This is a genomic window from Pseudomonas sp. MPC6, from assembly GCF_006094435.1.
Classification (GTDB): Bacteria; Pseudomonadota; Gammaproteobacteria; order Pseudomonadales; family Pseudomonadaceae; genus Aquipseudomonas.
On the sequence record NZ_CP034783.1, the window covers coordinates 48,869 to 61,808 of the forward strand.

The 12,940-nt window shown below is 59.2% G+C and carries 14 protein-coding genes; 6 read left to right on the forward strand and 8 right to left on the reverse strand.

What is annotated here, in order from left to right; all coding sequences use genetic code 11:
- Positions 1-128: 128 nt before the first annotated feature.
- On the forward strand, positions 129-746 hold the full coding sequence (locus tag ELQ88_RS02160) for a GAD-like domain-containing protein (RefSeq protein ID WP_138963403.1): 618 nt from the start codon (positions 129-131) through the stop codon (positions 744-746).
- Positions 747-1,054: 308 nt separating this feature from the next.
- Here the strand turns inward: ELQ88_RS02160 and ELQ88_RS02165 are convergent, their stop codons facing one another.
- The 3 genes from ELQ88_RS02165 to ELQ88_RS02175 all read right to left on the reverse strand — a co-directional run bounded on the left by ELQ88_RS02165 (position 1,055) and on the right by ELQ88_RS02175 (position 2,858).
- A complete protein-coding gene (locus tag ELQ88_RS02165) occupies positions 1,055-1,330 on the reverse strand; it encodes an HU family DNA-binding protein (RefSeq protein ID WP_064680455.1) in 276 nt (91 codons plus the stop codon).
- Between the two features lie 192 nt (positions 1,331-1,522).
- Entirely contained in the window at positions 1,523-2,671 is a 1,149-nt protein-coding gene (locus tag ELQ88_RS02170; RefSeq protein WP_138963405.1) for an FAD-dependent oxidoreductase, read from the reverse strand.
- 19 nt (positions 2,672-2,690) lie between these two features.
- Entirely contained in the window at positions 2,691-2,858 is a 168-nt protein-coding gene (locus ELQ88_RS02175) for a rubredoxin (RefSeq protein ID WP_007954349.1), read from the reverse strand.
- A 198-nt stretch (positions 2,859-3,056) separates the two neighbouring features.
- Between ELQ88_RS02175 and ELQ88_RS02180 the strand changes: the two genes are divergently transcribed.
- Both ELQ88_RS02180 and ubiA read left to right on the forward strand, forming a co-directional pair.
- Complete coding sequence (locus ELQ88_RS02180; RefSeq protein ID WP_128874510.1) at positions 3,057-3,620, forward strand: chorismate lyase; 564 nt, start codon at positions 3,057-3,059, stop codon at positions 3,618-3,620.
- Positions 3,620-4,510, forward strand: coding sequence for a 4-hydroxybenzoate octaprenyltransferase (gene ubiA, locus ELQ88_RS02185; RefSeq protein ID WP_128874511.1), 891 nt, complete (start codon positions 3,620-3,622; stop codon positions 4,508-4,510). Before ELQ88_RS02180 ends, ubiA begins: the two co-directional genes overlap by 1 nt.
- Positions 4,511-4,651: 141 nt before the next feature.
- On the opposite strand, the gene ELQ88_RS02190 is transcribed toward ubiA, so the two are convergent.
- On the reverse strand, positions 4,652-5,044 hold the full coding sequence (locus ELQ88_RS02190; protein ID WP_138963407.1) for a hypothetical protein: 393 nt from the start codon (positions 5,042-5,044) through the stop codon (positions 4,652-4,654).
- Positions 5,045-5,196: 152 nt separating this feature from the next.
- Here ELQ88_RS02190 and phoB point away from each other — a divergent pair, with 152 nt between their 5' ends.
- From phoB to ELQ88_RS02205, 3 genes are all read left to right on the forward strand, one after another.
- Positions 5,197-5,886 carry a phosphate regulon transcriptional regulator PhoB gene (gene phoB, locus ELQ88_RS02195; RefSeq protein WP_128874514.1) on the forward strand — a complete coding sequence of 230 codons (690 nt, stop codon included), beginning with the start codon at positions 5,197-5,199 and terminating at the stop codon, positions 5,884-5,886.
- 71 nt (positions 5,887-5,957) lie between these two features.
- Entirely contained in the window at positions 5,958-7,244 is a 1,287-nt protein-coding gene (gene phoR, locus ELQ88_RS02200; RefSeq protein WP_228761665.1) for a phosphate regulon sensor histidine kinase PhoR, read from the forward strand.
- A 123-nt stretch (positions 7,245-7,367) separates the two neighbouring features.
- Entirely contained in the window at positions 7,368-8,708 is a 1,341-nt protein-coding gene (locus ELQ88_RS02205) for a hemolysin family protein (RefSeq protein ID WP_138963409.1), read from the forward strand.
- A gap of 142 nt (positions 8,709-8,850) precedes the next feature.
- On the opposite strand, the gene ELQ88_RS02210 is transcribed toward ELQ88_RS02205, so the two are convergent.
- The 4 genes from ELQ88_RS02210 to pstB form a co-directional block, all read right to left on the reverse strand.
- A complete protein-coding gene (locus ELQ88_RS02210) occupies positions 8,851-9,747 on the reverse strand; it encodes a peptidoglycan DD-metalloendopeptidase family protein (protein WP_138963411.1) in 897 nt (298 codons plus the stop codon).
- A 202-nt stretch (positions 9,748-9,949) separates the two neighbouring features.
- The gene (locus tag ELQ88_RS02215; RefSeq protein WP_128874516.1) at positions 9,950-10,861 is read right to left on the reverse strand and encodes a response regulator; all 912 of its coding nucleotides are present in this window, start codon (positions 10,859-10,861) and stop codon (positions 9,950-9,952) included.
- Positions 10,862-11,124: 263 nt separating this feature from the next.
- Positions 11,125-11,886 (reverse strand): phosphate signaling complex protein PhoU, encoded by a 762-nt coding sequence (gene phoU, locus ELQ88_RS02220; RefSeq protein WP_128874517.1) that lies wholly within the window; start codon positions 11,884-11,886, stop codon positions 11,125-11,127.
- A gap of 119 nt (positions 11,887-12,005) precedes the next feature.
- Positions 12,006-12,839: a phosphate ABC transporter ATP-binding protein PstB gene (gene pstB, locus ELQ88_RS02225; protein WP_128874518.1), complete on the reverse strand. Its 834-nt coding sequence runs from the start codon at positions 12,837-12,839 to the stop codon at positions 12,006-12,008.
- Positions 12,840-12,940 lie beyond the last annotated feature (101 nt).

Below are 12,940 nucleotides of genomic sequence, written 5' to 3' on the forward strand. Positions count from 1 at the left end.
AGGTACTCTTCCCGTCGCTCCGGTCAAAAATCATAGCGCCGACCGAGGACGACAGGATTTTTTTCAATGAGAACATCAATTTTTCTCAATACAGGCTACATAAATTCTAACTACCTAAGGAGCGTTGCATGGATAGAGTATTTGCAAGGTTTATCGAGAAATTTGGTGGGCCTGTTGATCGGCAGGAAGTTCCCGCTTCAAGCATCGAGCGCTATAGAGGCAAGCTGCCGAATCTCTTGTTGGAATATTGGGCCGAACATGGTTGGTGTGGTTACGGTGAGGGGATTTTTTGGATCGTTAACCCGCAAGAGTATGAAGGTGTAGTGTCGTCGTGGATTGAAGGGACGAAACTTGAAGAACGTGACACTTACCATTTGATTGCCCGAAGTGCCTTTGGCGATTTGTATTTATGGGGTGAAAAAACGGGGTTCTCGCTTAAAATTACTAGTTTTATTTCTCAGTATTTTGTCCACGACTTTGAAATTACCAGTGGTGAAATGGACAGAGAACTACAAGATTTTCTTTTGTCTACAGAAGTGGAGTACAACGATTTCGATGACCTGTTCAAACCGGCGAAGAAAAAGCTGGGCACCCTGCGTCACGACGAGATGTACGGCTTCGTGCCAGCGCTGATGTTCGGCGGTCCGGACACTCTCGATCATCTAGAGAAAGTAAAGGCGGTGGAGCATCTGACATTTCTGTCTCAGATCGCCGAGCTTCAGCCCTACAGTGTTTCAGACCTTTAAAACAAATCAGGGGACAGCTCAGAAAATCTACTGGCCGTCAGCGCCATCTCCGACGATGTGGACGGCTCACACCGCTCAGTCGCATTCTGACAGAGTGCATTGGTGGAGCGAGTGCTGGAACATCCGGATGAGCCCGAAATGGCGATGGCGGCGCGTCGCTCAATATTGATGTCGCCTGACACACCGCCTTCGCTGGCAAGCCAGCTCCTACAAAGAACAGCGTCGTGCCGCATAAAAAATGGGCACCCAACCTCGTTGGCGTGCCCATTTTTTATTCCACTCCCCCGCATCGCGGGTGGAGAGACGGATTACGGATTAACACTATCTTTCAAAAACTTGCCCGGCTTGAACGCAACGGTATTACTGGCCTTGATTTTCACTGGCTCACCGGTTTGCGGGTTCTTGCCCGTACGTGCGCCGCGATGGCGTTGCAGGAAGGTCCCGAAGCCCACCAGCGTAACGCTGTCCTTGCGGTGCAGAGCGGCGGTGATTTCTTCGAGAACGGCGTTGAGAACGCGATTGGCCTGTTCTTTGGTGAGGTCTGCTTTTTCCGCGATTGCAGCGGCGAGATCTGGTTTACGCATTAGTGAAGCCCCTTTGACGGTTTTTTGTTGTTATGTCCGTGCCGTTCTCGTTGGAACAGCGCCCAAGGTGCCGCAGATGCTCTACTCTGCGGCAGACGGGAATGAGGATGGCACGCACGACAGAGCCGCGCCAGTCTCGGCGCGACCTTTGTAGGGGCAAAAGCGGGGTGATTCCGACAGAACGACCGCTATTTACGCCAGCAGTGGCGGAAGCTCTTTGTTCAGTGCCAGTTTTTCCATCACCGCCGCGCCTGTCAGGGCATAACCGAGCAAATTTCCACTGGCGTCACGGCATAAAACCTTGATGTCGGCGCCCTGCCCTTCGACCGTCCAGACACCTTCCGTGCCCCGTGGTGGTGGCGACACCACCAAGGGGCAGACCGGGGTTTTCACGGTGATCGGCATCGGTCCGTAACTCACGGCGGTGGGGTTTCCGGCGAGGGTTTGCGCCAGTGCTCTCGCACAGCTCATCAGGGGCATGACGTACAGCAGATTCAGCCCATCGACTTCGGCGCAATCCCCCAGCGCGTAGATATTGGCGTGGGAGGTTTTCAGGTGACGGTCGACCACCACACCGCGATTGACCTGCACACCGGCAGCAGCGGCCAGGTCGATGCGCGGGCGCAGGCCGATGGCCGACACCACCACATCGCAAGGAATCACCTGGCCATCGGACAGATGCGCTTCCAGCCCGTCAGCGACTCGCTGCAGGCGGTTGAGCACCGGCCCGAGGTGGAAGCGTGCGCCCAGGCTTTCCAGTCCGGCCTGGACCGCCGCGGCAGCCGCCGGGTGCAGCAGGGTCGGCATCACCTGCTCGCAGGGTGCAACCAGTTGCACCTGGTAACCGCCGAGCATCAGGTCGTTAGCGAACTCACAACCGATCAGGCCGGCGCCGAGCAACAACACCCGACGCTTGCCGGCCGCTGCCGCGCGAAAGCGGGCGTAGTCTTCCAGGTCGTTGATCGGGAACACGCAATCCGCCGCATCGCCATCGATGGGCACGCGCACGGTTTCCGCACCCCAGGCCAGCACCAGGTCGCGGTAGATCACCGATTCTTCGCCGATCCACAGGCGCTTGTGGCCCGGGTCGATGCCGCTGATACGGGTGTGGGTACGCACTTCGGCCTTCAACTGTTCGGCCATGGTGCCCGGCTCGGCCATGCTCAGGCCATCGGCGTCCTTGTTCTTGCCAAAGCCGGTGGAGAGCATCGGCTTGGAGTAGGAGCGTCCGTCATCTGCGGTAATCAATAGCAGCGGGGTTTCGCCATCGAGTTTGCGAAACTCCCGGGCCAGATTGTAGCCAGCCAGCCCGGTGCCAACGATCACGACAGGTGCGTTCATGCCTTACTCCTCTGAAGTCTTAGTTGATTTCGATCATTTCGAAATCCATCTTGCCCACGCCGCAATCCGGGCACAGCCAGTCTTCCGGCACGTCCTGCCACAGGGTGCCCGGCGCAATCCCGTCATCCGGCCAGCCGTCGGCTTCGTTATAGATCAGGCCGCAGACTACACATTGCCACTTTTTCATTCAGGTACATCCTCAGATTCAGGCTTTTGCCGGCGCGAACGGTCGATGGTTGGAGCGCTGCCGTCCGGCTCAGGGGCGTTTTGTACTGATCGGGCCCGGCAGATGCAAGCCTTCGGCGTAACGAAAGGGCGGATCAATCAAAATCGCCGACTGACATGGTAAGCTCGCGGCCTCATTTGCTGCCAATAATGACTCACTGTGCAACACTCAAACTCCCCCTGCGCGACGCTTCTCTGGCTCTCCCAAAGCCGGCTGACGCCCCTCCCCGACACGTCTACCCTCGACTGGCTGTTCGATGAAGGTTCGCTGACCCGGCGACTGACCCGGCTGTCGAATGACGGTTTCAGTGTCACGCCGCTGTTCGAAGGCTGGCAGCCACTGCGGGCCGACGAATGTGCCGCGCTGGACCTGGCCGAAGGCAGCGAGGGTTGGGTGCGCGAGGTGTATCTGCGCGGGCATGGCGAAGCCTGGGTCTTTGCCCGCAGCGTGGCGTCGCGCAGTGCGTTGCAGGGCGACGGTTTGCACATGGACGAATTGGGCAGCCGTTCCCTGGGTGAATTGCTGTTTTGCGACCAGGCATTCCAGCGCCGGGCCATCGAGGTTTGTCACTATCCTCAGGAATGGCTGCCGGCAGAGGCCCGAGCGCCCGGGTTGTGGGGCCGCCGTTCGCGCTTCGACCGTGGCGCCCTGAGCGTGCTGGTGGCCGAAATTTTCCTGCCGACCTTGTGGCGCGCTACCCGCGCCCATCCGGAGAATTGCTGATGTACCAGAGCCTGCTCAAGTCCCTGAATCGCGTGAACCCTCGGGCATGGGACTTCATTCAGCTGACGCGCATGGACAAGCCGATCGGCATTTACCTGCTGTTGTGGCCGACGCTGTGGGCGTTGTGGATTGCAGGGAAAGGTTCACCGTCCCTGGCCAATATCGTGATTTTCGTCCTCGGCGTGGTGCTGACGCGCGCGGGCGGTTGCGTGATCAACGATTGGGCCGATCGCAAGGTCGACGGCCATGTGAAACGCACCGAACAGCGACCGTTGGTGAGCGGCAAGATCAGCTCCAGGGAAGCGTTGATATTTTTTGCGCTGCTGATGGGCCTGAGTTTCCTGCTGGTGCTGTGTACCAACGCGGCGACCGTCTGGCTATCGTTCGGCGGCCTGGCGCTGGCGTTCAGTTATCCGTTCATGAAGCGCTACACCTATTACCCGCAGGTAGTGCTGGGCGCGGCGTTCTCCTGGGGGATGCCGATGGCGTTCACCGCCGAAACCGGCGAACTGCCCGCCGCGGCGTGGTTGCTGTGGATCGCCAACCTGCTGTGGACAGTGGGCTACGACACGTATTACGCCATGACCGATCGCGATGACGATTTGAGAATCGGCGTGAAATCCACGGCCATTCTGTTCGGTGAGGCGGACCGGGTGATCATCCTGACCCTGCAAGGGTTGGCGCTGGGTTGCCTGCTGCTCGCCGGCTCGACGTTCGAGTTGGGCGGCTGGTTTCATCTAGGATTGCTAGCGGCGGCGGGCTGTTTTGCCTGGGAGTTCTGGTACACCCGCGGCAAGGACCGGATGCGTTGCTTCAAGGCGTTCTTGCACAACCACTGGGCGGGGTTGGCGATTTTCGTGGGGATTGTGCTGGATTACGCGTTGCGTTGAGGCCGCGGAAGTTTTAGCAGGCGAGACTCGCTTTGTGTAGGAGCAAGCTTGCTCGCGATAGACGTTAACGATAACGCCTGCGACCTGGATAACCGCGTTGTCCTCACGTTTATCGCGAGCAAGCTCGCTCCTACAGGGAGCTTACATCTTCGGCCCGGAGTTGGTGATGACGTGCCAGACGTCTTTCATCTTGTCGCCTTCCTTGTCTCCTGGCTTTTTATCTTTCATGAAGTAGTACAGCGGCTTGCCGTCATAGGCCCATTGCATCGTGCCATCATCACGCTTGACGATCGACCATTTACCCTCGGCCTTGGCACCCGCTTCCGCCTTGAACGGCGGCCAGTTTTCCGCGCACTGACCGGTGCACACCGACTTGCCGCCAGTGTCCTTGTCGAACGTGTACAGGGTCATGCCCTTATGGTCGGCCATCACACCGTCTTTCATCATGACTGGCTCGGCAGCAAAGGCCATTGTCGGCAATGCCAGGGCAGCGGCCAACAGCAGGGCTTTGAAGGAATGCGGGTATTGTTTCATGAAAACCTTCCTTTTGTGGTTGTCAGGATTCGGACTTAAAGCTTAGTTCAGGATCATGACAATCGCCGGGCGACTAAAATACTGTCACACGACTGCAATAATTCCGTTATCTAATGCGGCGCAAGACAGTTAAATGACAAGAGGATTAACGCATGGTTGGCAGGAGCATTCTGATCGTCGACGACGAAGCGCCCATTCGCGAAATGATCGCCGTTGCGTTGGAAATGGCCGGCTACGATTGCATGGAGGCGGAAAACTCGCAGCAAGCCCACGCCATCATCGTCGACCGCAAGCCGGATCTGATTCTGCTGGACTGGATGCTGCCGGGCACGTCCGGTATCGAACTGGCCCGCCGCCTCAAGCGCGATGAGCTGACCGGGGACATCCCGATCATCATGCTCACCGCCAAGGGCGAAGAAGACAACAAGATCCAGGGCCTGGAAGTCGGCGCCGACGACTACATCACCAAACCCTTTTCCCCGCGCGAGCTGGTGGCGCGCCTCAAGGCCGTGTTGCGCCGAGCCGGGCCTACCGACGGTGAAGCGCCGATCGAAATCGGCGGCCTGCTGCTGGACCCGATCAGCCATCGCGTGACCATCGACGGCAAACCCGCCGAGATGGGCCCGACCGAATACCGCCTGCTGCAGTTTTTCATGACTCACCAGGAACGCGCCTACACCCGTGGTCAGTTGCTGGACCAGGTCTGGGGCGGCAACGTCTATGTCGAAGAGCGCACCGTCGATGTGCATATCCGCCGCCTGCGCAAAGCCCTCGGTGATGCCTATGAAAATCTGGTACAAACCGTGCGTGGCACCGGCTACCGGTTTTCTACCAAAGCCTGATCTTCGCCCGACAAGCTGACAAGGACGCGCTTTTAGTGAACCAAAACTGGCATGGCACCCTGATCCGCCACATGCTGCTGCTGGTCACCGCCTGCCTGGTGATCGGCCTGATTTCCGGCTACTACGGCTGGAGCCTCGCCGCGGGCCTGGGCCTGTACCTGGCCTGGACCCTCAAGCAACTGCTGCGCCTGCACGAATGGCTGCGCCTGCATAAACCCGACGAAGCGCCGCCCGACGGCTATGGCCTGTGGGGTGAAGTGTTCGACAGCATCTACCACCTGCAACGCCGCGACCAACGGGTTCGCGGGCGCCTGCAAGCGGTGATCGACCGGGTCCAGGAGTCCACCGCCGCATTGAAAGACGCGGTGATCATGCTCGACAGCGACGGCAACCTCGAATGGTGGAACCGCGCCGCCGAAACCCTGCTCGGCCTCAAGACGCCACAAGACAGCGGCCAGCCGGTGACCAACCTGGTACGCCATCCGCGCTTCAAGGAGTACTTCGAGCAGGACAGCTACGCCGAGCCGCTGGAAATCCCTTCACCGATCAACGATCGCCTGCGCATTCAGCTGTACATCACCCGCTACGGCAACAACGAACACCTGATGCTGGTGCGCGACGTCACGCGCATTCATCAGCTGGAGCAAATGCGCAAAGACTTCATCGCCAACGTCTCCCACGAGCTGCGCACGCCACTGACGGTGATCTGCGGTTACCTGGAAACCCTGCTCGACAATGTCGAAGACGTGAACCCGCGCTGGTCCCGCGCCTTGCAGCAAATGCAGCAGCAAGGCGGGCGCATGCAGACCTTGCTCAACGACTTGCTATTGCTGGCCAAGCTGGAAGCCACCGATTATCCGTCGGACAACCAGCCGGTGGCCATTGACGGCTTGCTGCAATCGATCAAGAGCGATGCTCAACAACTGTCGGGCCAGAAAAACCAGCGCATCACCCTGGAAGCCGACCCGACCATCCTGCTCAGGGGCAGCGAAGCCGAATTGCGCAGCGCATTTTCCAATCTGGTGTTCAACGCGGTGAAATACACCCCGGCCGAAGGCAATATCCGCATTCGCTGGTGGGGCGATGAGCAAGGCGCGCACCTGAGCGTGCAGGATTCCGGGATCGGCATCGACAGCAAACACCTGCCGCGCCTGACCGAACGTTTCTACCGAGTCGATTCCAGCCGCAACTCCAACACCGGCGGCACCGGGCTCGGGCTGGCCATCGTCAAACACGTGCTGCTGCGACACCGCGCGCGGATGGAAATCAGCAGCGTGCCCGGCCACGGAAGCACCTTTACCTGCCATTTTGCGCCGGCCCAGGTCAGCAAAACCCGGGTCATCAGCCCCGCCGACTGATACCGGCCAGCACACGCCACTAGTCAATCACATGGTCAGCCGCTACATTGGCTGACTTGTGCCTGCCCTTCAGGCACCGCATTTCCTCCTTTTTTGAATACACGGAAACCGCAAAACTCCATCATGGACCCATCCCCTGGCTTGACCCTCGCAACACTTTTCGCCGATTTCGGCATGATTCTTTTTGCTCTGATCCTGGTTTTGCTCAACGGCTTTTTCGTTGCGGCGGAATTCGCCATGGTCAAATTGCGCTCGACCCGGGTCGAGGCCATCGCTGAAAAGAACGGCTGGCGTGGACACATTCTGCGCACCGTACACAGTCAGCTCGATGCTTACCTGTCGGCGTGCCAACTGGGTATCACCCTCGCCTCCCTGGGCCTTGGCTGGGTCGGTGAACCCGCGTTCGCTCACATTCTCGAGCCGGTATTGAGCGCCGTGGGCGTAGAGTCCGCCGAAGTGGTCAAGGGCGTCTCGTTCTTCACCGCGTTTTTCATCATTTCGTACCTGCACATCGTGGTCGGCGAATTGGCGCCGAAATCCTGGGCCATCCGTAAACCCGAGCTGCTGTCGCTGTGGACCGCGGTGCCGCTGTACCTGTTCTACTGGGCCATGTACCCGGCGATTTACCTGCTGAACGCCAGCGCCAACACGATCCTGCGGATCGCCGGCCAGGGTGAGCCCGGCCCGCATCATGAGCACCATTACAGCCGCGAAGAACTCAAGCTGATCCTGCACTCCAGCCGCGGTCAGGACCCGAGCGACCAGGGCATGCGCGTGTTGGCGTCGGCGGTGGAAATGGGCGAGCTGGAAGTGGTCGACTGGGCCAACTCCCGGGAAGACCTGGTGACCCTGGAGTTCAACGCGCCGCTCAAGGAAATCCTGGCGATGTTCCGTCGCCACAAATTCAGCCGTTACCCGGTGTACGACAGCGATCGCCAGGAATTCGTCGGCCTGCTGCACATCAAGGATCTGCTGCTGGAACTGGCGGCCCTGGACCACATTCCCGAGTCGTTCAACCTCGCCGAACTGACCCGCCCGCTGGAGCGCGTGTCCCGGCACATGCCGCTGTCGCAGTTGCTGGAACAGTTCCGCAAGGGTGGCTCGCACTTCGCCCTGGTCGAAGAAGCGGATGGCAACATCATCGGCTACCTGACCATGGAAGACGTGCTGGAAGTGCTGGTGGGCGACATTCAGGACGAACATCGCAAGGCGGAGCGCGGGATCCTCGCGTACCAGCCGGGCAAGCTGCTGGTGCGGGGCGATACGCCGCTGTTCAAGGTCGAGCGCCTGCTGGGCATTGACCTGGACCACATCGAAGCCGAAACCCTTGCCGGGTTGATCTACGAAACCCTGAAACGGGTTCCGGAAGAGGAAGAAGTGCTGGAAGTCGAAGGGTTGCGGATCATCATCAAGAAGATGAAAGGGCCGAAGATTGTGCTGGCGAAGGTGTTGATGCTGGATTGATGTGCTGATCCGGATCGACGTCGATCCCTTCGCGAGCAAGCCCGCTCCCACACTTGATCTGCGTCGAGCCAATTTCATGTGATCGACACAAAACCAATGTGGGAGCGGGCTTGCTCGCGAAGGCGTCAGAACAGGCAATACATCATTGTTTGCCCAACGCAAAGTTGGGCAACGCCCCCACCGGCTGATTGAACTGGTACGGAATAGACACCAGCCCCAACCCGGTATTGCGCTGAACGACAAAGTGCAAATGCGGCCCGCTGCTGTTGCCGGTGTTGCCCGACAGCGCCAGCGCACTCCCCACCGAAACCCGCTGCCCCTCGCCAACGCTTACCGACCCTTGCTTGAGGTGCAAATACACGCCCATGGTCCCGTCATCGTGCAGCACCCGCACGAAATTCCCCGATGGATCGGTGCCGCGCCCGGTCTGACTGTTCTCGGTTTTCACCACCACCCCGCCCCGGGCCGCGATGATCGGCGTACCTTCAGGCATGGCGATGTCCATGGCGTAACGGCTCTTGGCACCGAAGTGGCTGTATTGACCATTGGCCCCCTGACTCAAGCGAAACGGCCCGCCACGCCAGGGCAACGGATAACGATAGGCCATGGCGGTTCCTGAGGGGTCGCCCAGGGAATACTGGAACCTTGGGGCATACACCAGAGGCTTTCCGGCTTGGGTGGCGGTGAGCAGCGCCAGACGAATGTTGCTGCGCGCCGGCATGACCCGGCGGATCGGCCGGCTCGGTGCGCCGCTGACGTTCTTCAACCTGGCAAAACTTAATTCGATCTCGACCGGGGCATACAGGTCATTGCGCACGTAAACGCTGTCCATGCCCTTCTGCTTCTTGATATCGAGGTACACCTGACGCTCGAGGCGCTCGACCATGCGATCGCGAAAAACGAACACCTGGGCGCCCTGCGTGGGGCGGTCGCTGTAGGAGACCACGCCATGGGCGTCTTTGGACTTGTAGATCGTAATGGCCACAGCCGAGGTGGAGGCCAGGAAAAGACCACAGAAAAACAGCAGGCGCGCGAGCATGGGCAAGATTCTGTCGAGTAAGGCCTGGGAGATGAGCCTAGCAGCTGCAATGGACCGGGCTAGTGGGCAGATGTTTCAAAATGGGCAGGCCGACGGATGTGTGGTGTATGTGCCGGCCCCTTCGCGAGCAAGCTCGCTTGTATGTTTAGACTTGAAGGGGTGGGCGGCGTTCCGACGAAGGCGGTCTGACAGGCAACGACGATTACGCGCCGGGAATGAAATGCTTCTGCGCCGTGCCACGCGCAATCAACCGGGAGATGTAGTCCAGCTTCTGCGCATCCTGATCGACAAAACGAAACGTCAGCTGCAACCATTGGCTGTCGGGTTTGGGCTCATGGGCGACGATGGCGTGCAGGTAGCCGTTCAGGCGAGCGGTTTCGGCGTTGTCGCCCTGTTCCAGATCGAGCACGGCGCAGTCGAGGACTTGTGGCAGGGAGTCAGTACGCTTGACCACCAGCAGTGCCTCCCTGAGGCTCAAGGCCTTGATCACACACTGCGCAATGCCATTGGGTAAACGCAGTTGGCCCTGGCCGCGACCACCGCTGAGTCCCGAGGACGCTGGCGCCTTGACCGGTGGGCTGTTGAGCAAACCGCGAGACGCTGCAGTCGGCGCGGCGGCGACGGCAGGTGGCGCGACCACAGCGGACGTACCGCCCGTCAATGCATTCAGGGAATCATTACCGAAGGCCGAATTGATTTTGCTCGGCACGCTGTTGATCAAGGCATCGAGCTTGCCAACCTTGTTCAGTGCCTGCTTGACCTTGGTCACCAACTGCTCGTTGGTGAAGGGTTTGCTGACGTAACCGGAAACGCCGGCCTGGATCGCCTGGACGACATTCTCTTTGTCGCCGCGACTGGTCACCATCACGAATGGCAGGGTCTTGAGGTGGTCCTGCTCGCGGCACCAGGTCAGCAGTTCCAGGCCGGACATTTCCGGCATTTCCCAGTCGCACAGCACGAGGTCGAACATCCCCCGTGCCAGCAAGGACTGAGCTTTCCTGCCGTTGACCGCTTCTTCGATGCGGATGCCCGGGAAGTAGTTGCGCAGGCACTTCTTCACCAGGTCACGAATGAACGACGCGTCGTCCACGACCAATACACTGACCTTACTCATCCACCACCCCTTTAAAAATCCTGGCAGGCATTGCCTTTCGCTGACGGCACATTGCCAAAACTGTAGAAGCCGGCTTGCTGGCGAAGGCGGTGTATCAGACGATACCAATGTGGCAGGTGACGACCCCTTCGCTGGCAAGCCAGCTCCTACAGAACTGCATTGCAGTCACGCCGGGACTTTTCGTTCGCGGGCGCTGCTTTCAAACAGGTAACCCACAAACAAAAACGCCCGGCCAAAGGGCCGGGCGCTTTTCTCGGGGCATCTTACTTATCGTCAGCGTTGCCCGGAACATTAGCGGTTTCGCTACTGGTACCTTCAACTTCTTCTTTCATGCGTTTAAGGCCCAGGTGACGCACGTCCGTGCCGCGCACCAGGTAAATCACCAGTTCGGAAATGTTGCGCGCGTGGTCGCCAATCCGCTCCAGCGAACGCAGGACCCAGATAATGCTCAAGACTCGCGAAATAGAACGCGGGTCTTCCATCATGTAGGTGGCCAGCTCGCGCAATGCCGTCTTGTATTCGCGGTCGATGATTTTGTCGTACTGCGCCACCGACAACGCGAGGTCGGCGTCGAAACGGGCAAAGGCGTCCAGTGCGTCGCGAACCATGTTGCGCACCTGGTCGCCGATGTGGCGCACTTCGACGTAGCCGCGTGGCGCTTCGCCTTCTTCGCACAATTGAATGGCGCGACGGGCGATCTTGGTCGCTTCGTCACCGATGCGCTCCAGGTCGATCACCGACTTGGAGATGCTGATGATCAAGCGCAGGTCGGACGCCGCCGGTTGACGTCGGGCCAGGATGCGCAGGCATTCTTCGTCGATGTTGCGTTCCATCTGATTGATCTGGTCATCGATCTCGCGAACCTGCTGGGCCAGGCCGGAGTCGGCCTCGATCAGCGCGGTGACCGCGTCATTGACCTGCTTTTCCACCAGCCCGCCCATGGCCAGGAGGTGACTGCGCACTTCCTCGAGCTCAGCGTTGAACTGCGCAGAGATGTGATGGGTAAGGCCTTCTTTACTAATCATCGGTTTCGCTCCGCGAAAGTTGCAAGCTTCAAGCTGCAAGCTTCAAGCAGTTATGTATGAGTCCTGGTATCGCACGCTTGTTTCCAGCCGCTTGCAGCTTGATGCTTGCGGCTGCCCTGCTAGCCATAACGACCGGTAATGTAGTCTTCGGTCTGCTTCTTCGCCGGATTGGTGAACAGGGTGTCGGTGTCGCCGAACTCCACCAGTTTGCCCATGTACATGAATGCGGTGTAGTCGGAAACCCGCGCGGCCTGCTGCATGTTGTGGGTCACGATGACAATGGTGAACTTCGATTTCAATTCGTAGATCAGTTCTTCGACTTTCAACGTGGAGATCGGGTCGAGTGCCGAGCACGGTTCGTCGAGCAGCAGCACTTCCGGTTCCACGGCGATGGTGCGCGCGATCACCAGACGTTGCTGCTGACCACCGGACAGGCCGAGTGCCGATTCGTGCAGGCGGTCTTTGACTTCTTCCCACAAGGCGGCGCCTTTCAACGCCCACTCAACGGCTTCGTCGAGTACGCGTTTCTTGTTGATGCCCTGAATGCGCAAACCGTAAACCACGTTTTCGTAGATGGTCTTCGGAAACGGATTCGGCTTCTGGAACACCATGCCGACGCGACGACGCAGCTCGGCCACGTCTTCACCCTTGCGGTAGATGTTGTTGCCGTACAGGTTGATGGCGCCTTCTACACGGCAACCGTCGACCAGGTCGTTCATGCGGTTGAAGGTGCGCAGCAGCGTGGACTTGCCGCAGCCGGACGGGCCGATGAAGGCCGTCACGCGCTGTTTCGGAATGTTCATGCTGACGTCGTACAGCGCTTGTTTATCGCCGTAGAACAGGCTCAGGCCCGGCACTTCGATGGCTACGGTTTCCTGCTCGAGGCTCAGGCTCTGCTTGTCGCGGCCCAGGGCGGACATGTTGATGCCGTGGGTATGTGCTTCGTGCTGCATGGGAGGCTCCCTGTGCTGACAAATTCGGTTCGTTTAACCGTTGGCTTAGTATTCGGGCCAGCGGCTTACTCAAAATCCATGTCTGACGCCGGTCCCCTGTA

What these genes read in the sequence shown, in the direction of transcription:
- phoB (WP_128874514.1), top strand. Translation starts at nt 5,197, where the DNA reads ATGGTTGGCAGGAGCATTCTGATCGTCGACGACGAAGCGCCCATTCGC.
- ELQ88_RS02165 (WP_064680455.1), bottom strand. Translation starts at nt 1,330, where the DNA reads ATGCGTAAACCAGATCTCGCCGCTGCAATCGCGGAAAAAGCAGACCTC.
- ubiA (WP_128874511.1), top strand. Translation starts at nt 3,620, where the DNA reads ATGTACCAGAGCCTGCTCAAGTCCCTGAATCGCGTGAACCCTCGGGCA.
- ELQ88_RS02205 (WP_138963409.1), top strand. Translation starts at nt 7,368, where the DNA reads ATGGACCCATCCCCTGGCTTGACCCTCGCAACACTTTTCGCCGATTTC.
- ELQ88_RS02160 (WP_138963403.1), top strand. Translation starts at nt 129, where the DNA reads ATGGATAGAGTATTTGCAAGGTTTATCGAGAAATTTGGTGGGCCTGTT.
- phoR (WP_228761665.1), top strand. Translation starts at nt 5,958, where the DNA reads ATGCTGCTGCTGGTCACCGCCTGCCTGGTGATCGGCCTGATTTCCGGC.
- ELQ88_RS02210 (WP_138963411.1), bottom strand. Translation starts at nt 9,747, where the DNA reads ATGCTCGCGCGCCTGCTGTTTTTCTGTGGTCTTTTCCTGGCCTCCACC.
- ELQ88_RS02190 (WP_138963407.1), bottom strand. Translation starts at nt 5,044, where the DNA reads ATGAAACAATACCCGCATTCCTTCAAAGCCCTGCTGTTGGCCGCTGCC.
- ELQ88_RS02215 (WP_128874516.1), bottom strand. Translation starts at nt 10,861, where the DNA reads ATGAGTAAGGTCAGTGTATTGGTCGTGGACGACGCGTCGTTCATTCGT.
- phoU (WP_128874517.1), bottom strand. Translation starts at nt 11,886, where the DNA reads ATGATTAGTAAAGAAGGCCTTACCCATCACATCTCTGCGCAGTTCAAC.
- ELQ88_RS02175 (WP_007954349.1), bottom strand. Translation starts at nt 2,858, where the DNA reads ATGAAAAAGTGGCAATGTGTAGTCTGCGGCCTGATCTATAACGAAGCC.
- ELQ88_RS02170 (WP_138963405.1), bottom strand. Translation starts at nt 2,671, where the DNA reads ATGAACGCACCTGTCGTGATCGTTGGCACCGGGCTGGCTGGCTACAAT.
- pstB (WP_128874518.1), bottom strand. Translation starts at nt 12,839, where the DNA reads ATGCAGCACGAAGCACATACCCACGGCATCAACATGTCCGCCCTGGGC.